This is a genomic window from Streptomyces nymphaeiformis (assembly GCF_014203895.1).
GTDB classification, from domain to species: Bacteria; Actinomycetota; Actinomycetes; order Streptomycetales; family Streptomycetaceae; genus Streptomyces; species Streptomyces nymphaeiformis.
In genome coordinates this window covers 260,512-278,165 of the sequence record NZ_JACHJY010000013.1, presented here as the reverse complement: position 1 = coordinate 278,165, position 17,654 = coordinate 260,512, and the positions used below count along the sequence as shown (strand labels likewise).

The 17,654-nt window shown below is 68.6% G+C and carries 16 protein-coding genes and 3 pseudogenes; 11 read left to right on the top strand and 8 right to left on the bottom strand.

Annotation, left to right across the window (positions count from 1 at the left end; translation table 11 throughout):
• Positions 1-940: 940 nt before the first annotated feature.
• A complete protein-coding gene (locus GGE06_RS37500; protein ID WP_184932894.1) occupies positions 941-1,174 on the bottom strand; it encodes a hypothetical protein in 234 nt (77 codons plus the stop codon).
• Positions 1,175-1,368: 194 nt separating this feature from the next.
• On the opposite strand from GGE06_RS37500, the pseudogene GGE06_RS43075 reads away from it, so the two are divergent.
• The 4 genes and pseudogenes from GGE06_RS43075 to GGE06_RS37485 all read left to right on the top strand — a co-directional run.
• Positions 1,369-1,626: pseudogene (locus GGE06_RS43075) on the top strand (hypothetical protein); the annotation flags it as partial.
• Positions 1,627-1,996: 370 nt separating this feature from the next.
• Positions 1,997-3,103 carry a peptidoglycan-binding protein gene (locus GGE06_RS37495; protein WP_184932893.1) on the top strand — a complete coding sequence of 369 codons (1,107 nt, stop codon included), beginning with the start codon at positions 1,997-1,999 and terminating at the stop codon, positions 3,101-3,103.
• Between the two features lie 266 nt (positions 3,104-3,369).
• Positions 3,370-3,717 carry a hypothetical protein gene (locus GGE06_RS37490; protein ID WP_184932892.1) on the top strand — a complete coding sequence of 116 codons (348 nt, stop codon included), beginning with the start codon at positions 3,370-3,372 and terminating at the stop codon, positions 3,715-3,717.
• A 120-nt stretch (positions 3,718-3,837) separates the two neighbouring features.
• Positions 3,838-4,419, top strand: a complete 582-nt coding sequence (locus GGE06_RS37485) for a L,D-transpeptidase family protein (protein ID WP_116163734.1) — start codon at positions 3,838-3,840, stop codon at positions 4,417-4,419.
• 785 nt (positions 4,420-5,204) lie between these two features.
• On the opposite strand, the gene GGE06_RS37480 is transcribed toward GGE06_RS37485, so the two are convergent.
• Positions 5,205-5,717, bottom strand: coding sequence for an NUDIX hydrolase (locus GGE06_RS37480; protein WP_246532993.1), 513 nt, complete (start codon positions 5,715-5,717; stop codon positions 5,205-5,207).
• 1,232 nt (positions 5,718-6,949) lie between these two features.
• On the opposite strand from GGE06_RS37480, the gene GGE06_RS37475 reads away from it, so the two are divergent.
• The 3 genes from GGE06_RS37475 to GGE06_RS37465 all read left to right on the top strand — a co-directional run bounded on the left by GGE06_RS37475 (position 6,950) and on the right by GGE06_RS37465 (position 9,391).
• Positions 6,950-7,489 (top strand): hypothetical protein, encoded by a 540-nt coding sequence (locus GGE06_RS37475; RefSeq protein ID WP_181924753.1) that lies wholly within the window; start codon positions 6,950-6,952, stop codon positions 7,487-7,489.
• 86 nt (positions 7,490-7,575) lie between these two features.
• Complete coding sequence (locus tag GGE06_RS37470) at positions 7,576-8,454, top strand: MerR family transcriptional regulator (protein WP_184932891.1); 879 nt, start codon at positions 7,576-7,578, stop codon at positions 8,452-8,454.
• 712 nt (positions 8,455-9,166) lie between these two features.
• A complete protein-coding gene (locus tag GGE06_RS37465; protein ID WP_312883437.1) occupies positions 9,167-9,391 on the top strand; it encodes a hypothetical protein in 225 nt (74 codons plus the stop codon).
• Between the two features lie 265 nt (positions 9,392-9,656).
• Here GGE06_RS37465 and GGE06_RS37460 read toward each other — a convergent pair whose 3' ends face one another.
• The 3 genes from GGE06_RS37460 to GGE06_RS37450 all read right to left on the bottom strand — a co-directional run bounded on the left by GGE06_RS37460 (position 9,657) and on the right by GGE06_RS37450 (position 11,619).
• Complete coding sequence (locus GGE06_RS37460; protein ID WP_184932890.1) at positions 9,657-10,115, bottom strand: hypothetical protein; 459 nt, start codon at positions 10,113-10,115, stop codon at positions 9,657-9,659.
• Positions 10,116-10,693: 578 nt separating this feature from the next.
• The gene (locus GGE06_RS37455) at positions 10,694-11,251 is read right to left on the bottom strand and encodes a TetR/AcrR family transcriptional regulator (RefSeq protein ID WP_116163720.1); all 558 of its coding nucleotides are present in this window, start codon (positions 11,249-11,251) and stop codon (positions 10,694-10,696) included.
• 5 nt (positions 11,252-11,256) lie between these two features.
• Positions 11,257-11,619 carry a DUF1304 domain-containing protein gene (locus tag GGE06_RS37450; RefSeq protein ID WP_116163718.1) on the bottom strand — a complete coding sequence of 121 codons (363 nt, stop codon included), beginning with the start codon at positions 11,617-11,619 and terminating at the stop codon, positions 11,257-11,259.
• Positions 11,620-12,135: 516 nt separating this feature from the next.
• Here GGE06_RS37450 and GGE06_RS37445 point away from each other — a divergent pair.
• On the top strand, positions 12,136-12,648 hold the full coding sequence (locus GGE06_RS37445) for a GNAT family N-acetyltransferase (RefSeq protein ID WP_184932889.1): 513 nt from the start codon (positions 12,136-12,138) through the stop codon (positions 12,646-12,648).
• Positions 12,649-12,942: 294 nt separating this feature from the next.
• Here the strand turns inward: GGE06_RS37445 and GGE06_RS37440 are convergent, their stop codons facing one another.
• Positions 12,943-13,806 carry a LysR family transcriptional regulator gene (locus GGE06_RS37440; protein WP_116163714.1) on the bottom strand — a complete coding sequence of 288 codons (864 nt, stop codon included), beginning with the start codon at positions 13,804-13,806 and terminating at the stop codon, positions 12,943-12,945.
• 92 nt (positions 13,807-13,898) lie between these two features.
• Here GGE06_RS37440 and GGE06_RS37435 point away from each other — a divergent pair, with 92 nt between their 5' ends.
• A complete protein-coding gene (locus tag GGE06_RS37435) occupies positions 13,899-14,636 on the top strand; it encodes an SDR family oxidoreductase (RefSeq protein ID WP_184932888.1) in 738 nt (245 codons plus the stop codon).
• Between the two features lie 186 nt (positions 14,637-14,822).
• Here the strand turns inward: GGE06_RS37435 and GGE06_RS37430 are convergent, their stop codons facing one another.
• Positions 14,823-15,023 (bottom strand): hypothetical protein, encoded by a 201-nt coding sequence (locus tag GGE06_RS37430; protein WP_184932887.1) that lies wholly within the window; start codon positions 15,021-15,023, stop codon positions 14,823-14,825.
• A gap of 683 nt (positions 15,024-15,706) precedes the next feature.
• Between GGE06_RS37430 and GGE06_RS37425 the strand changes: the two are divergent.
• Positions 15,707-16,580 (top strand): annotated as a pseudogene (locus tag GGE06_RS37425) (IS5 family transposase).
• Positions 16,581-16,634: 54 nt separating this feature from the next.
• Positions 16,635-17,309 carry a DEAD/DEAH box helicase family protein gene (locus GGE06_RS37420; protein WP_221518938.1) on the top strand — a complete coding sequence of 225 codons (675 nt, stop codon included), beginning with the start codon at positions 16,635-16,637 and terminating at the stop codon, positions 17,307-17,309.
• Positions 17,310-17,365: 56 nt separating this feature from the next.
• Here the strand turns inward: GGE06_RS37420 and GGE06_RS42140 are convergent.
• Positions 17,366-17,518: pseudogene (locus GGE06_RS42140) on the bottom strand (NF041680 family putative transposase); the annotation flags it as partial.
• Positions 17,519-17,654: the final 136 nt, after the last annotated feature.

The following is a 17,654-nucleotide window of genomic DNA, read 5'->3' as shown; positions in this document are numbered from 1 at the left end:
AACTCTTCCGGATAAGGCTTCGGCACAGCGACATCCTTCCCACCTGCCCCACAGGGCAAGCCACTTCAGATGTCACCCGATCGTGCGGCAGACCCATTGGGCTGGGCGTTCGGCCTCATAGCCGAGGACCCTGCGGCGCGGGCGGCAGCGCTCGCGCATCTGGACGGGGCCAGGAGGAACACCTGGGCAGCTCTCGAGCGCTGGAACGAACTATGGCACCTCACCAGGCCACTGGGGCCGGAGGCGCAGTATCAGGAGCCGGCTTTCAGACGGGCGCGCGAAGTGTACAGAGACATGCGCAGCCATTCCCTGCCCGAAGGGCTGTGGCACGGTGAGGGTGCCCGCGGACCGGGTCTGCCTTACGCTCTTCTCTTTCTGGAGTGGGAAGCGCGGTTCCCCCGCGAGTGGACAGAGCATGCAAAGACGTGGGGTACGAAACAGTCGCTCATCCGCCGCATGGCCGTCGCCGACCACGATCAGCCGACCAGGGCGAAGCTCATCGATCTCGTCGAGGTCGTCGTCCAGCGGGCTTATCGCTGCAAGGACCGCGAGTACGTACGCGTCGCACGAGCAGTCGATTGCGAGGATCTCCGCCTCAGGCTCGGTAAAGCCGCCGCGTCGGACAACCCATGGGCGCGGCTTCACGCCGGCTACGTCCTCTGGCTACTCGCTCGCCCCGAGACCCCTAACACACGTCACGTCTGGCGAACGTGGCTCTCGGAAGCATCCGAAAGACAGCCTCACTCAGCCGCCCCCCACGGGTAGTTCAGCACACCCACACGCTCGTCCCTGAAACCCCGACATCCACCCTGATGTCGGCGCCTTCGCATGCCAACCACCGCCTGCATTCCTACCCCGGTCGCCCCACAAGAGGACTGCCAAAACAGATCAGCTGGCCGCCCGTATCGGAGAGCTACGAACCCCAACCGGCACCGGTCGATCAGTCCTCCGGCCGGAGCCGCTGACGGGCGGCCTCCAGTCGTTGGTCATAGTCAGACGCAAACAGCCCAGGAAGCTCCTTGTCGAGCGTTCCAGCGATCCGATGGATCGCCACCCACACCGCCGGATCATCGACAACGCGACTGAGGTCTGTCATCTGGACCTTCTCCAGCCAGTGCGACAGCACCAATGCCTCGTCACCCGTGAGCCTGACCGTGACCTCGCCATCACCCATACACACCCCCTACAGCCCCGCCTCACCATCCACCACACGAACCTACTGGCCGCCGGCCTCGACCAAACACAATGGGCCCCGCAAGCGAGAGGGGCGAAGGGGGTCGGCAGCACCATGAACCGGAGAGGGCGAAATGCGGTACATCAAGCTGCGCAGCCTGGAGGTCTCCTAGATCGGGCTGGGCGCGATGGGCCTCCGATGCGCCGCTGTCCGGCCCGGACGGCGACTGCGTCGTCCAGACGTTCTTCACCATCGACAGCCTCAAGGCCCCCATGGTCGACGACTCCGCCGAGTGAGGCTTCGAGCATCTGCCCAACGGCGGCTGGGGCAAGCCCTCGAACGTCCTCCGCATCAAGGAGCAGGTCCTGATCCCGGTTCAGGTATCCGCCATGGTCGCCGCCTATCGCTCGACGCGCACGGCCTTCGAAGACACCGTCCCCGCCGCGTCGTGATCCCAGCGGCCGGCCGGTCTGCCTCCTCGACAGCCGGGGCAGGCCTCGGCCGTGCTGTGCGTCGCTCATGCGGGTGAATCACCGCTCCGGAATGCGCTGCCCGCCTACTCGTCCGGGTGAACCCGGCCCGCCAGCCTTGGCTCTGCCCGAGAGCGGGGGCGGCTTCGCCGCGCGGCCACGGGCCACCCGGGCGACACCAGTGCGCCGCAAGCGCCTGCTCCGGGGACCACGACCGCGTCGTTACGATCAGCCCCGCTGAGACCGAGGCATCGGCGCCTGCCGTCATGCACAGACCTGACCTGCTGTTATGCCGCCATGCAGCCGAAGCGGAGGCCGGCTGTTCCGCATGACGACAGGGAGAGACACGTACATGGAACACGTACGGGGCGGCCAGGACCAGGAACAGGAACGGAGCGCGGGACCACAGCTGGCCCGGTTGATGCGCCGCTGGTGGGAGGAGGCCGGGAGTACGACGGGCGGCACCCGGCCGACGCAACAGGCCCTGGCCGCGAGGCTCGGCATCGACCAGACGACGCTCTCGCGCTATCTGAACCCGAAACACCTCTCGACCGCTCCCCCGCGGGTCGTGGAGATCCTTCACACCCAGTTAGGCGCACCGGCGACGGAACTCGAGCGGGCCCGGACGCTGTGCCGGACGGCACTGCGGGAGAACGGCAGGAAGCAGGGGTCCGATTCCACGGCCGACCAGGCCGCCGATCCCGCCGATCCCTCCGATCCCGTCGATCCCTCCGATCCCTCCGATCCCTCCGATCCCTCCGATCCCTCCGATCCCTCCGATCCCTCCGACGATCTCGGCGCGGACGGCCTCAATGACACATCCGGTCGGCAGCCTTCCCGTTGGCTCCGGCGAGCCTTGGTCGCGGCGGCCATCATGCTGGCGTTCACCGCCGGAGCGCTTGTCAACGAACGGCTCTCCGCCCCCGGCCCGAAGGCCACGGACACTGGTGCGACCGGCGCCCTTTCCGCGAGCGAGGCACCGTACGAGTGGCCGTTGCTGCGCATGGGCGAGGAGGACCAGTTCAGCCGCGCTCGCGCCCTGCAGAACCTGCTGAACGCGCACGGGTACAAGGTGCTGGCCGACGGCTTCTTCAGACAGGACACCCGGGACGCCGTAATGGATTTCCAGCAGCGGCACGACCTCCCGGTCGACGGCAAGGTGGGCCCGCTGACCTGGCCGGAGCTGGTGAAGGTGGTCGAGCACGGATCCGGAGCCTTCGAGGTACGGGCCGTACAGGAGCTCCTGAACAACGTGGGCCAGGGCGGCACCGCGGTCTCGGGGAAGTTCACAGCAGCGACCGTCCAGGACCTGAAGTTCTTCCAGCGCACTCACGGCCTCGCCGCGACAGGGCGGGTGAACGCGGACACCTGGCTGGCTCTGCTGGTGAAACAGCTCCCTCCCGTCAAGGCACCGGCCTACCAGAGGGGTACGAGCCCGCTACCCTCCACTCCTTTGTGAGCTCCCCTCCGAGAGGGGCCGGGGCGCCGTCCGGGTCGTGCAGTCCTCATGCACAGAGGCATAACTCCAGGTCAGAGCCATGCCTTGCAGTGTGCATTGATGCGCCTCGGTAAACGCCCGGGTTCGTCTTCCCGTACCCGGGCGCCCCGGTGATGCTGGTTGTGCGGCCGGTACCCCCGGGACAGCCCACCCTCGCGGTGGGCGAACGTCCGGGTGCTCTCGTGCCGGTCCGCTTCCTGTCAGCACGCCACCCGAAGGGGTCATCCATGTCCGCTGTCCGCAAGACCATCACCTCCGTACTCACGGCCGCCGTCCTCACGGGTGGACTGGCCCTCGGCACCGCCGGCCCGGCGAGCGCGGCCGGCTGCGGGACCTCCGCGTCCCCGGTCATCGACGGGGCCTCGGCCAGCTGGAGCATCCGCTGCTCGGACAGCCGAATGACGATCGCCGGCTGGGTGCAGGACACCCGCGCCGACGCCAAGTGCGCCCTGATCCGCATCCACGCCGGCGACAACCCTCCCGCGCGGCCCGAGGCATGCGGCTCGGGGGTCCGCAAGAACTTCTCCTACACCTTCAAGGCGAAGAACGTGGACGCACGTCTGGCCATCGCCTGACCGCGCGCCCCGGGCGGGTCGCCCGGCCCGCCCCAGCCACGTGTCACGAGAGCACCCACACGCCACACAAGCGCGGCCGGGGCACCCCACCCAGCCGCGCGGAATGCACGAGGGAACAACATGAGCAGCAACGGACCGCACCTGCGCGGCATTGTGATCGCCGGAGTCCTGGCGACCGCGTTGGCCCTGGCTCCGGCCGCCGCCGCACAGGGGCCCGCCCAGGCACCGCCGCCGGCCGGAGCGACCAGGCTGGTCTTCGACAAGAACCCGAAGGACCCCACCGACTCCCGGCTCCTGGTCTACAAGGGCGACAGCAACACGCCGTGGGCCGTCTACCGGGCCGGTTCGGGCGTCGGCGTCCAGGACGACTGCGCCCGCGCCAGGGGCTGGCTGCCGAACGGCAACTGGAAGATCAAGCTCAAGTCCACCACGTACAACGGCAATCTCATCAAGGGCTACGCCGTCTACCTCGAGGACATGAAGTGCTCCCAGGGCACCCTGAAGCGTACGGAGATGTTCATCCACTCCGAGATGAACCGTGACGGCAGCCAGGGCACCACCGAATCCCGCCGCTGGGACGGCGCCCGCGACTACAAGTCCAACGGCTGCGTGAAGCTGAACCCGGATGACATCAAGAAGATGTTCCGACTCTTCGACCGCCCCGAGTTCGGCTGGCCGACCCACCTGCGCGTCGTGTCCTGACGCCCCGCGGCGTGCCCCGCCTACGCCGAAATGTGGGGAGGTGGGGCACGGCGCATCACCCTCAGCGTCACCAGGAGCGCAGCGCGCTCAGCCCAGACCGCCGACTCCATCGACAGCCTGGGCCGCACACTACATACCTACCTGCGACCGCACGTCCTCGTGGTCGACGAAGTCGGCTACCTGCCACTGAGTCGATCTACACCATTGACAGAGGTTCCCGCTCCTGGGTGGCACGGGCAGGACTCACCGAGGCCAGCACACGGATTCGCGGAGTACTCCTCCAGCAGCACGACGGAGCCGTGCCGGCACAGGAGCCTGGCGTCCTCCTGGACATGGTGAAGGAAGCAGCATCCAGGATGAACTCCAATCTTGTCGGGGAGAGCGAAGGCCTTCTAGGCAAGTCCATGCCTCCGTACCTCCAGGCTCACGGATTCCCGTCCATGCCCGAACGGGCTTCCGACGCATCGCCCCCCTCCCATTCGAGCCTTTCTGGTTCGGCGTGCCCGCGCCCCGGGCACTCCAGGGGGAGGACGGCAGGCTGATACCACTGACCATCCTTGATCCGGGCATCTGGTATCTCGCCGTGGGGGACGACGGCGACGCGCTCGTCGTACAGACACAGGGCGGCGTGAGAGGGCTGCTTCGGAACACCGACGGCATCCAACGTGCCTGACGACCGTGACCACCCCAACCGCACTTCCCCGCCCGGCCGACGTCGCGGCGGCGATCAGCCGCGCGTGACGGCGCTGGCGGGCGGGCAGTCCAGGTGCGCGGTGTCGCCCAGGTCAGGCTGTGAAGTACCGGTCGAGCACCTGAGGCAGGTAGTCCGCCGTCAGACCGAGGCGACCCGCTGCCGCCTGTGACGGTACGAAGGCGATCTCATCGAGCTCCGGCCCCGAACCGGACCTTGCTTGCACGACGGACAGATCCGCGTGCAGGAGGCGTACCTGCGCCCCAGGCTGGGGCGGGCAGAGGAAGTGGAAGCCGAGGCTGCCGAACCGGTTGCCCCTGGTGAGGGCCCATAGTCGTAGCTCCTCGACTGCGACGCGTACACCGGTCTCCTCGACCAGCTCGCGGGCGGCGTGTCTGCGTAGTTCTGCCATGTTCAGGGGCTCGCCGGCCAGGGGAGGTTCGACCGCACCGCCCGGCAGGCTCCACCGGCCGGGCGCCGCTGTGGCGGGAGACCCACGTCCGACCACGAGTCCGTCCTCGGTGGGCAGGAGAGCGGTGACGAACACAGACCCGGGAACTTGCTCAGGCGGCCGTAGCCGACGCAGGGCTCGGTAGCGGTACGTCATGGGCGCCCAGCGGACTATCAGGCTCCCGTCTCCGGGCTGGTCGAGGCCGAGAGCCGCCACCAGCGGTCCGTCGAACGTGGCAGGGTTGTGGGCCGTCGTCTGCTCCCACAGCCGGTCCACTTCACGTCTCTCCCAGGGGGACAGGACCGGCGTCGGCCGCTCGCCGAAGACCAGCCCGCAGGCGTCGAGGAACTCGACCGGGGGACGGACAGGCTCGGGAACGTCTTCCGACTCGGGCAAGTCAGCAGCGGTGCTCACAGGGACCGGCGCCGGAGCGTGGGGCCGGGCGGGTTAGAAAAGCGGGTGATGCTCATCCAGGGCATGGAACTCTCTCCGTAGAAGCGGCCGAGCGGGTCGATGCCACACGGGTCGGTGAGACGTGACCCGATCACCATGATCGTGCCGGATCCATCAGCCGGTGAAACGCGTCGTCCTCAATCACCTCCAGGTCGGCTCGTGCCACCAGTTCGAGGTAGCGCTCGCTCGCCAAGCGCTGGATACGCGGACGAACCTCACGAGGCGGCAGCTCGCGCCGCTGTTCTGCTGCTCGCCGGCAGCGGTCTGCAGGGTCATTCAGCCGCCGCGGCCGCTGCTCGCGATCGAGCTCGGCCTCACGTCCTAACGATGCGATCGAGCGACTGTGGATCGTACACGGTGCCCTCGTCCCGGTCCGCGACCGCACGACCGAGCGTCCTCGCGCCACCACGGTTCTCGGCGAACGTGCGGGGCATCTTCGATGCCGACACCAGACCAGTGATCGCCACGGCACGGCCGATGCCCACGCAAGGGCCTGGCGGAACTCCGGCCTGGCCCAGCGCTGCGAAGCCGTGACCGTGCTGGCCGACGGCACCCCCATCAACACTGGCCTTGTCGTCCCGCACAACAAACGCCCCGTACGAGCCCTGCTGCCCGGCGAGGAGGCAGGCAGCACCAACATCGACAGATCAGGGGCCGCGTCGAGCACACCTTCACCCGCATGAAGCACTACAAGATCCTCCGCGACCGCCGCGAGTACGGCAACGGCCTCCGCCACACAGCCCAAACCGTCGCCCGCATACACAACCTCGCCCTCGCCGCATGACCGGACCGGCCACAGACCCGGTTTCGACCTGTCCGGACGCCACCTTCTGCAACACGCTTCAGAGCCCCTCTCCCTGATGCGCTGGAGGTACGACCGAGACAGTTCGACAACTTTGGTTTACATAAACGACATTGGAAACTACAGTTGTCGCATGATGGTCTCTGAGATCACCCCAGAAGAGCAGGCAGAGCTCGACAAAGCCCTGTACGACGCCCTGAATCCCCTGGCCTTGGCCATCCGTTCCCGGGAGACCGGGTTGCCCGCGGACCGTATGTGGGAAGCGGATCCTGTCGAAGTGGCGCTGTCCGTCCTGGCCGCTTGGAAGGTGATGGATGTCGAGGTCAGGCAGCTGACGGCGCGGGCGGCAGCAACCGCCGGCTCCTACGGCGCAAGTTACGAGCAGTTGGGAGCCGTCTGGGGCATCACCCGGCAGGGTGCCCGCAAGAAGTGGCCGAACGCCGTCAGCCGCCCAGCACCCGTGACCGCGGGCAAGAGCGCGCTTGCGCTCTTTGGAGGGACCGCCGAACTGTCGCAGTCACCTTCCGGTGGTTGGTGCTGGACAGGCATGGGCGCTGATGGAGCATCCGGCACGGCCGCCGGTGGGACGCTTTACGCGACCCCGGAAGAAGCGGCGGCCCACGCGGGCGCATTCCTCAAGGAACACGCCCTCGGCACCGGCGACCAGTCCTGAGGCTTCTCGCCACGCGATGGCGGTGAAGCCGTCATCGCGTGGACGGACTTGACTCTCGGGTAACGCGAGACGGCACAGTCAGGGCCGTGGACAGGAGAAACCTGCTGCCGATCGGGCAGTTCTCGCAGGCCAGCGGCCTTTCGGTCACCGCTCTTCGACACTACGACGCCAGTGGCGTGCTGGTGCCGGCGTTCGTCGATCCGGTGAGCGGCTACCGGTACTTCCGGCGTGACCAGGTGCGTACGGCGCAGTCGATCAGGGCGCTGCGGCAGCTGGACATCCCCGTCGAGGAGGTGCGCCGACTGCTCGGCGGCGGCGAGGAGGAACTCGCCGCCGCCCTGCAGGCGCATCTGCGGGCGGCCGAGCGGCGGCTGGAGGTGCAGCGCTCCGTGGTCCACAGCCTGTTGAGCCGACTGACCGAAGGAGCAGAGATGACCCACCGCGTCACCGTCCGCCAGGGCGCCGCCGAACGGATCCTCGTCCGCGGGGCGACCCTGGACAACTCCGGACTCGACGCCTTCCTCCGCGGCGCGTACCAGGAGATGTACGAGGTCGCCGGCCGCGGCCCGCTCACCTTCACCGGGCCCGCTTTCGTCCGCTTCCACGGGGTGTGCGACGACGAGAACGACACGCTCGTCGAGGCCTGCCTGCCGTTCTGGGAGGACGGCGCGCAGCCCACGGACCTGCCCGAGGGCATGAGCGTGCGCGAGCTGCCCGAGAGCACCCTTGCCTGCACGCAGGTCGAGGGCGCGGCCGCCGCGTTCCCGCAGATCCTCGGCGCGTACGACGCCGTCGCCGACTGGATCACCGAGCATGGCTTCGCCTTCGCGGGCCCGGCGCGGATGGTCTACCGCCGGTGGACCGGGACACCGGACCACCCGGACAACCGCCTGGAGATCGCCTGGCCGATCGACGAGCCTGCCGACGACGGGCCGGTTCCTTCGGATCGACTGATCGTTGCTTGACGTGTGTCGTCGAGTGATGCCCAGGGGGTGCACTCAACGGGCTGCTGTTGCCGGACCGGACGCCTCGGCAGGGTGGGCGGTGGCGTGATCACCGGCAGGTGATCGACCCGATCGCGTTCGAGTACGGCACCGGGAACGCCGCGGATGGCCCTGCCGGCGCACTTCGGATCAGCGAAGGGCGCCGATCACCGGCAGCGGAAGCGGACCGCCGACGGCACCTGGGTGAAGGACTTCACCGCCTTGCCCACCCAGGCCGGCGCCGACTGCGAACTCGGCCGGGTCGGCACGGCCGAGTCGACCGTCGTCCACGCCCATCAGCACGCCGCCGCCATGACCCGTCAGAAGGAGCTCCGGCCGTCGAGCCAGACGACCAATCTTCGGGCGCTCACGCGGTGGCTCGACCGCCAAGATCCACCTCACCGCGGGCAGCCGTCGCCGCCCGCACACGTACCTGATCGCACCCGGCCGGGCCGGCGACACACCCGCATTCACCCAGGCCGTGATCCGAATACGGGTCACCGGTCCGGATCACCGGTTCAGATCACCGGTGCGTCTATCCAGGTCGCGTCCGGACGTCCCCCGAGCGAGTCCCGCTCGGTGGGGGTATGTCGTTTCGCGCAAGGTGACCTTGGGATCCATGAGGGGATCAGCTATGTACGCAGTAATTCGGCGCTACGACGGAGTGACCGACTCTGCCGAGGCAGGACGTCGAGTGGACGAGGGGTTCGTGCCTCTTCTTCGCCGAGTCCCCGGTTTCGTGGCCTACTACTGGGTGGACGCCGGAGGCGGCGTGATGGTCTCCACCAGCGTCTTCGAAGACCGAACCGGGGCCGAGGAGTCGATCAGGCGGGCGGCGGACTTCGTCAGGGACAACCTCGCGCCGCTGCTCCCGAACGCTCCTCAGGTCACCGCCGGCCCGGTTGTGGCTGCCGGGTAGCGACCTGCCGATGCGGGGCGCCGGATCCCGACCACCTCCGCTCAGACGACCTGGCCCTTCACGGAACCCCTGTCAGAGCCGTGAAATCGGCCAGGGCCCCTCGCGTGTGGGGAGCAGTTCCCCCTGAACGGCACCGGCACAGACAAGCAGGGGCCGTCCCCGCGGGTGCGGGAAGCAGACGGCCCCTCAGCCTCGTGGCGCAGCCTCGAGACGCATCGCCTCGTGGACGATCGCGTTCATTCCCCAGGTCCTGGGCTTGCGAGGGCTAGGCTGCGTCGGGCAGCCCCAGCGCGACCAGGAGGGCTGAGGAAAGCTCTTCCGCGAACAGGGCCGACCCGGTCAGCGCCTGCCGGACGGCTTCCTCATCAGGCGTCAGTCCGGCAACGACCGACCAAGCGATTGCGCCGGCCACGGCGGACTCGACGGGAAAGCGCTCCAGAGGTATCTCGTAGCTCTTCGCCGTCTCCCGGTTCAGCAGACCCTCCCAGCCGTTGCCGTCCGGTGTGAGGGCCTCGACGAACCCCACATCACTGTCCAGGAAGGACACCATCACGGCCGGCGCCCCCACACTCTGCACGAGGTTCGCAAGGCTGCGGCGTCCCGCCTCGGCAAAATCCGTGACCTGCCAGTCCTCCGCCAACACCCTCGACTCGTCAATACCCGTGAACCCCGCTGCCCGCATCAGCCGGATCAGCTCCCCCGTGGACGTGGACCGGGTCGTCAAAGACCCACCTGAATTTCCCATGGCCCGCAAGCTAGCCGACGCCTCTGACAAACCCACTCGCACTCCTGGGACACCGACAAAGGAAGCCGGAACAACGGACTTCCAAGGGGGCGTCCTGCATGTCTTGGGACCTCAGAGTCAAAGCGTGATCCATCTCCAGGTCCGCAGCGAGGCCGGCACGATCGAGGCCCGCGCCAAGCATGGTGCGGTCTGGGGGCCGGACCTGGCCGCTCTCGACCAGTCGCCGTCCACAATGCCGGGCCACCTGCTGCCGTACGCGGACACTGCCTTCAACGGCCGCCAGGCAGCCACACTCCTCAAAGAAGCACCGCGACTGTCGCAGGGTGCGGTCACCGAAGAGTTCACGTGCAAGCTTCAGAACCTGCGCCAGACAGTTCTCGACGGACAACACTTCTGCCTGTGGTTCCTCAGAGACCGAGACCGCAGATCCACCCCGCCCCAGAGCCCAAAACCCAACCGCGGCCGACGGCGCCAGTGCCGTGGAAAACGCACGCGCGTTCGCCGTGACGGGCGGCGGCAGCACGAGGCCCGCGGGCGCGGGGAGCAGGAGGTCTGCGTCAGGGCAAAGGGGTGCGGTGCAGGTTGACGAGCAGGCGCCAGACCCGCTGTGCGATCTCGGTGGGTGTGGCCTCGATGAGGCCGTGCAGCCAGTCGGCGAGAACCCCCGCGAAGGCTGCCGCCACGGCCGAGGCGACCAGGTCGGGCTCCGGCGCGCCTGCCAAGGTGCGCTCTGTGCGGCTGCGGGCGCGCAGGTCCTGGTGCAGCACGTGACCGAGGGGGCCGCTCCCGCCCGGGCGCAGCAGCTCCCGGTAGAGGCCCGCATGCGGGGCGAGACTCTCGAAGAAGGCGGGCAGGGCCGGCGGCGGGGTCGCGGGATCGGGCGAACCGCGCCACGCGTGGAGGGCGTCCACCGCTTCGCGGACGACATCGGCGCAGGCGTCGACGGCAAGCGCCTCCAGGTCCGCGTAGTGGAGGTAGAACGTCGCGCGGCCGACTCCCGCCCGGCGCACCAGCGCTGCGACGCTGATCTCTCCCAGGGGGCGAAGGGCGCACTCCTCCAGGAGCGCCTGGCGCAGTTTGGCCCGGGTCCGTGCCGTACGGGGATCTGCCTGCATACCGGTCACCGGGCGAGCAGGACGGCGGCCAGTGCCAGTGCCCCGGGCAGCGCCTGGGCGATGAAGATGCGCCGGTTGGCGGTGAAGCCGCCGTACAGCCCGGCGACGAGCACGCAGGAGAGGAAGAAGACCTGGACCCGGAACCCCGTCGGATCCCCTGCGATCAGACCCCAGACCAGCCCGGCGGCCAGGAACCCGTTGTAGAGGCCCTGGTTCGCGGCAAGCGGGGCGGTGGCCCGGGCCATGTCCGCATCGAAGCCGGAAAGACTGCGGCCCGGCTTCTTCTCCCACAGGAACATCTCGAGAACCAGGATGTACGCGTGCAGCACGGCCACCAGCGCGACCAGCACATTCGCCGTCACGTTCATGAGGCACACTCCCTTAAGATCATAGACAGGTGACCATGATACCTGGACATCCGTCCATAATCTTTGTCGGGCCGGAGCCCACACCCACCGGCGCTGGCGGTGGGCGCCGCCATGCCGTGAACCTTGGGCCTACCTGCTTGCCTCTTCAATGCACAGGCCCCGCCCCCGCCTCGGCACTCCCCCGTGTCGACTGCCAAGCAGCGAGCCGACCCGTCAACCACAGCATGAAAATCCAAGACGAGGCCGGAACCGGAACCAGAGCGTCTCAAGCCTCTGCTGCTGGGCCGCATCCCACATGAAGCCATCCACGCCTTCGAATCCGCGACGCTCGAGTGACAGCGCTGCCCTCGGTCTCGGGAGCAGCTCAACGCTCTCGTCCAGGCCTGGAGGAAACGCGACCGCTGCCCTGCCACGGCCGAGTACCCCGCGGAGACAGAGTGCATCCCCGCTCCTGCCCGTGGTCCAGGAGCCCTCGGCAGCTGCACAGCAGCCATGTCCTGAGGCAGGCTGGGCATCATGAGCGACTTGTACGGTGCTGATGTCGTCCTACGTCCTTCCACCCTCGCGGATGTCCCCGCTCTGGCCGCCATCCGGGCCACGCCCGAGGTCCGGGCGCGATGGCTCGGCGAGGACGACCTGGCCGGGGAGGTCGTCTCCGACCTGGAAGACCCCTCCACCCGCTGTCTGACGATCCGATACCACGGCCGGATCGTCGGCATGATCCAGTGGTACTCCGAAGAGGACCCGGGGTACCGGCACGCTGGCATCGACCTCTTCCTCGACCCGTCGGTGCACGGCCGGGGCCTGGGCACCGACGCCGTCCGCACGCTCACCCTGCACCTCGTCGACGACCGCGGATACCACCGGCTCGTCATCGATCCGGCGGCCGACAACGCGGCCGCAATCCGCTGCTACGAGAAGGTCGGGTTCCGGGCCGTCGGCGTGATGCGCCAGTACGAACGAGGCGCGGACGGCACCTGGCACGACGGCCTGCTGATGGACCTGCTGGCGACGGAACTGGTCCGCTGAGCCCCGCCCTTGCCCCCCGGCCTGACGCTTCCCGCTCAGCCGCGCCCGACATCCGATACGGATGGCACGGGTCGGCCAATGGCCACGGCACTCGCCCCTGCCGACTCTCGACCACCCCAGCCCCAGACAGCAACGCCCCCACATAGCCCCCTGCCGCACCAGAAGGCTAAGCAGCTCCAGGTCGGCCCGCACCGCAACGCCCCATCACTCGCCGGGCTCGATCCCGCGCCGGTCACCGACCCTGGTGGCGTCTGAGCTGTCCCGGGTGGTGGCCGATGGGGGGCAAGGACCTGGTCATAGCCGTGCGGCCGCGCGGACCAGGCCGGCCAGGGCGAGGGAGCGGCTGTGCGCGGGCCAGGCGATGTGGGTCACGACGGGGGGTGCGTCGGTCAAGGGGACGGCCGTGTGCTCGGCCCACAGCCAGGAGCGGGCGGAGTCGGGGACGACCGCCACGGTGCGTCCGAGAGCGATCAGCTGAGCCAGTTGCGTCTGGTTGTGGATCTCGGGGCCCGGGCCGGGTGCGTAGGTGCCGTGGGTGGGCCAGCGGGCGAGCGGCAGATCGGGGACGTCCCTGACATCAGCCAGGGACAAGGTCTCGCGGGCGGCGAGCGGGTGCCCGGCAGGCAGGACGGCGACCTGCCCCTCGGTCGCCAGTGCCTCGCTGTCGAACCCCGCGAGGGAGTTCCACGGCGTGTGCATGAGCGCGACATCAGCACGTCCGTCGCGCAGCAACTCTTCCTGCTCGCCCACACCGCACAGCAGCACCTCGATCTCGGCACTGCCGGGCTCGGCCGCGTAGGCGTCGAGGAGCTTCCGCAGCAGTTCGTGCGACGCGGCGGCCTTCACCGCAAGGACCAGCCGACCGCGGGGGCCGCCAGGGCTGTCGGCACCGCCGGCGCGCCGGGTGCGGCGAGCAGCGGCAGCGGCCGCGTCGAGGGCCGCCCGGCCCTCGTGCAACAGCACCTCTCCGGCACCGGTCAGACGGACACCACGGCGGTTGCGCTGCAGCAGGCAGACCCCGAGGCGCCGTTCGAGCTGCTGGATCGCCCGCGACAGCGGCGGCTGGGCCATGCCGAGGCGCTCTGCGGCGCGCCCGAAGTGCTGTTCCTCGGCGACAGCCACGAAGTACCTCAACTCGCGGGTCTCCAGGGTGTCCACGGCCGCAGCATACGCGGTGATACCCGGCAGGTATCACAGGGCACCGTATCGGTGTTGGCCGCGCCACTCGTCCGCGAGCCAACATCATCAGCATGAGCGAAACGATGATCGCGCTGGTGACAGGCGCGAACAAGGGCATCGGGTACGAGATCGCGGCCGGGCTGGGCAGCCTCGGGTACCGCGTGGGCGTGGGAGCCCGCGACGCGGCCCGACGCGAAACCGCCGTCGGGAAGCTGCGCGCCGTCGGCGTGGAAGCGTTCGGGGTACCGCTGGACGTGACCGACGACCAGAGCGTCTCTGATGCCGCGGAACTGATCGAACGGCTGGCCGGGCACCTGGACGCCCTGGTCAACAATGCCGGCATCTCGGGCGAGATGGACCCGGGGTGGGTGCAGGACCCGACCGCGCTCGATCTGGAGGTGCTCCGCACGGTCGTGGATACCAACGTCATGGGTGTCGTCCGGGTCACCAACGCGATGCTGCCACTGCTGCGGCGCTCGCCCTCGCCACGCATCGTCAACGTCTCCAGTAGCGTCGGTTCCCTGACCCGGCAATCGGACCCGGACATCGAGATCGGCCCGATCATGGCGGCCTACGCGCCGTCGAAGTCGTTCCTCAACGCCCTCACCGTGCAGTACGCCCGACAGTTCGCCGGTACGAACATCCTGATCAACGCCGCCTGCCCGGGCCTGGTCGCGACCGACTTCACAGGCTTCCAAGGGCCCCGCACTCCTGAACAGGGCGCAGCCACCCCGATCCGGCTCGCCACGCTGCCCGACGGCGGCCCGACCGGTTCGTTCTTCGAGGACGACGGCGTCGTCCCCTGGTGATCACGCGCCCGCCGTGGATTCCGCAGAAACCAGATGCACTGAGCATCCCGGGCCGAGCGTTCTCATCGAACCTGGCAACCCCGCAGCGCAGCGCAAGATCCACAGACAAGCCCAACGCGACAGGGCAGCAGGTCTGACGCATCGCCTGCGGGGGGGTGATGTCGGGGGTGCGCAGGACGGTGGGGCCTAGCTGTCCGGCCGGACTGCGGTGGCACAGTAGAGCGGGGCCCGGGAGACGGTGCCGTCGACCAGTTGGATGAAGCCGGGACGGAACATGTACGCGGTCATGCGTAGCGCCCGGAGGTCGTTCTCCGTGCGGCCCTTGACACGGGCCCACATCTGCCGGCTCTTGCCGCTGGGGTCGGTTCCCTCGCCGGAGACGTACACGAAGGTCAGGTTCGGGCTCGCGGCGATCAGGGCGCGTGCGGCAGCCAGAGCGTAGTCGTAGGTGACACGGGTGCACTCGACTTCGCTGCGGCCGACGGCGGAAATGCCGAGGCAGTAGAAGCAGGTGTCCAGGCCGGTGAACTGGTCCTGGATCGCGGTGTAGTCGGTGAAGTCGGCGTGGACGATCTGCCGCAGCTTGCGGGTACGCCACGTCCAGGGGGGCGGACGACGGCGAGGACTTCGGTGACCGCGTCGTCCCGCAGGCAGGCGTGCAGAGCGCGGTGCAACCGGATCAGCGTGGAAGGCTTACGGACCGGGTCATCATGGCGCGGAAAGCACAGCCAGGGAGGAGACACCGCACAACGAGAGACCCCGGGTCACGGCTCTCCGAGCGAGGACCATCCCCCGCAAGTCCGGCGCGCAGCACATGTGTTCCAGGAACATGCACACGCGCTTGGGATCCCCACTCGAGCGAGGAGCGGGGACGGTCTCAGGGGCCCAGGGAGCAGGGAGCGGAGAGCAGGAACGAGGCTTCACAGGGCCCGAAGAGACCCCTCCCCGCAAGGCGCGGGGAGCACTCTCCTGCCGCCCCGGGTCGGCTTGCCGTGGGCGAGACCATCCCCCGCTCGCTCGGGAAGTAGGGCCTGTCGCGAAAGTGGATCTTGAGTTGCGATGATCATGGCGTGGCGCGAGGGGATCTGACGGACCGGCAGTGGGCTCGGCTGGAGCCGTTGCTGCCGACGGGGAAGAAGCCGGGAAGGCCTCGCACGTGGACGCATCGGCAGCTGATCGACGGGATACGGTGGCGGACCCGGGCCGGCACGCCCTGGCGAGACGTCCCCGAGCGGTACGGTCCGTGGGACCGGGTTTACGACCTGTTTCGCCGGTGGCAGCGCGACGGCACGTGGAAGCAGGTCTTCGAGCAGCTGCAGGTCCAGGCCGACGCGAAAGGCCTGATCACTTGGGATGTCAGCGTGGACTCGACCGTCTGCCGCGCCCACCAGCACGCGGCTGGCGCGCGTAAAAAAGGGATCTGCAGCGCGAGCCGCCCGGTGGGGTCGACACCGAGCCGGACGACCACGGTATCGGACGCTCCCGCGGCGGTCTGACCACGAAGATCCACCTCGTGGCCGAGCAGGGCAGAAGTCACTGTCGCTGCTGATCACCGCCGGACACCGGCACGACAGCCCGCAGTTCCAGCTCGTCCCGGAACGCATCCACGTCCCGCGCACCGGGTCGGGCCGGCCACGCACCACACCCGACAGGGTCCGTGCTGACAAAGCCTACGGTTCTCGGGTGAACCGCTCCTACCTGCGCGGACGCGGGATCGGGTGCACCATCCCGGAGAGGGCCGACCAGGTCCGCAACCGCAAGAAGCTCGGTTCCCGGGGCGGTCGACCACCGGCCTTCGACAGGGAGGACTACAAGCGGCGGCATGCGGTGGAGTGCGGGATCAACCGTCTGAAACGGCACCGTGCGGTAGCCACGCGGTACGACAAGCTCGCCGTGCGCTACGAGGCGACGGTCTTGGTCGCGGCCATCAACGAATGGCTGTGACCAAGACAGCGCGGGAGCCCTGGAAGCGCCGGGAAAGACATGGAATATACAGCTGTGACCTGCCACTCCGGCCGGGTGCTGTTCAAACTGACGGGCTCCAGCTGCTCGGGGAAGACCACCATTGCCCGTGGCATGGGTGAACGGCTCGGCGGGATCGCCGTGCACGACTTCGACGAACTCGGCGTTCCGGACGACGCGGACCGGATCTGGCGGAACCGCACGACCGAGATGTGGGTGTGCCGTGCGCTGGAGTACCAGCGACGCGGACTCGATCTGCTGCTGACCGGCCAGTCTCCGCTCGGTGAGGTCCTGGCCGTTCCCTCGGCACCGCTGTTGGAGGGAATCGCGGTGTGCCTGGTCGATGTGTCCGACGAGATCCGGCGCCGCAGGCTCACCGAGCGCGATCCGGGCCGCTGGGACACTCCGGCCGTCGAAGCCTTCCTCGGCTGGGCCGACTGGCACCGCGAGCACGCCAAGGACCCCCGGCACCGGCCCGACGTCATCATCGACGACAGCTGGCCCGAAATGGCCTGGGACCGCTGGACCGACTGGACCGCCAGTGACCGACGATGGTCCACCCATCTGATCGACACCACGGATCAGTCCGTCACGGACTCCGCCGACCAGGTGGAGCTCTGGGGGGCCAGCCAGCGCGAGGTCCTGCGGTCAGGCCATCTCGGACTGTCGCAAGGCTGGACGGATCAGGCATTTCCCAAAGGAAATCCTTGATCCACTTTCGCAACAGACCCTAGCTTGATCTTTAACCTGTGCGGCGGGGCCGCGGGGTGGTCGATGTCGAAACGACGCAGGTACGCCTGCCAGAGTCGGTCGCTGTCCGCTTCACTGGCGTCCGTGCCCGACCACCACAGCCAGACCGGCTTCGGGGTGGCTCCGCTGGGCAGATGATCGATGTCCAGGCGGATCACTGTCCCCTGGAGCTCCAGCTCGACCGGCATCAGGCGCGTCATGGCGCGGGGCTGGAGTTGTTCCAGCTCGGCTCCTCGTGGGAGGCGAGCCAGCTGTTGGAGAACTCCTCCGGCATCCTCGACTGGCTGGCCGGCGCACCCGGGCGAG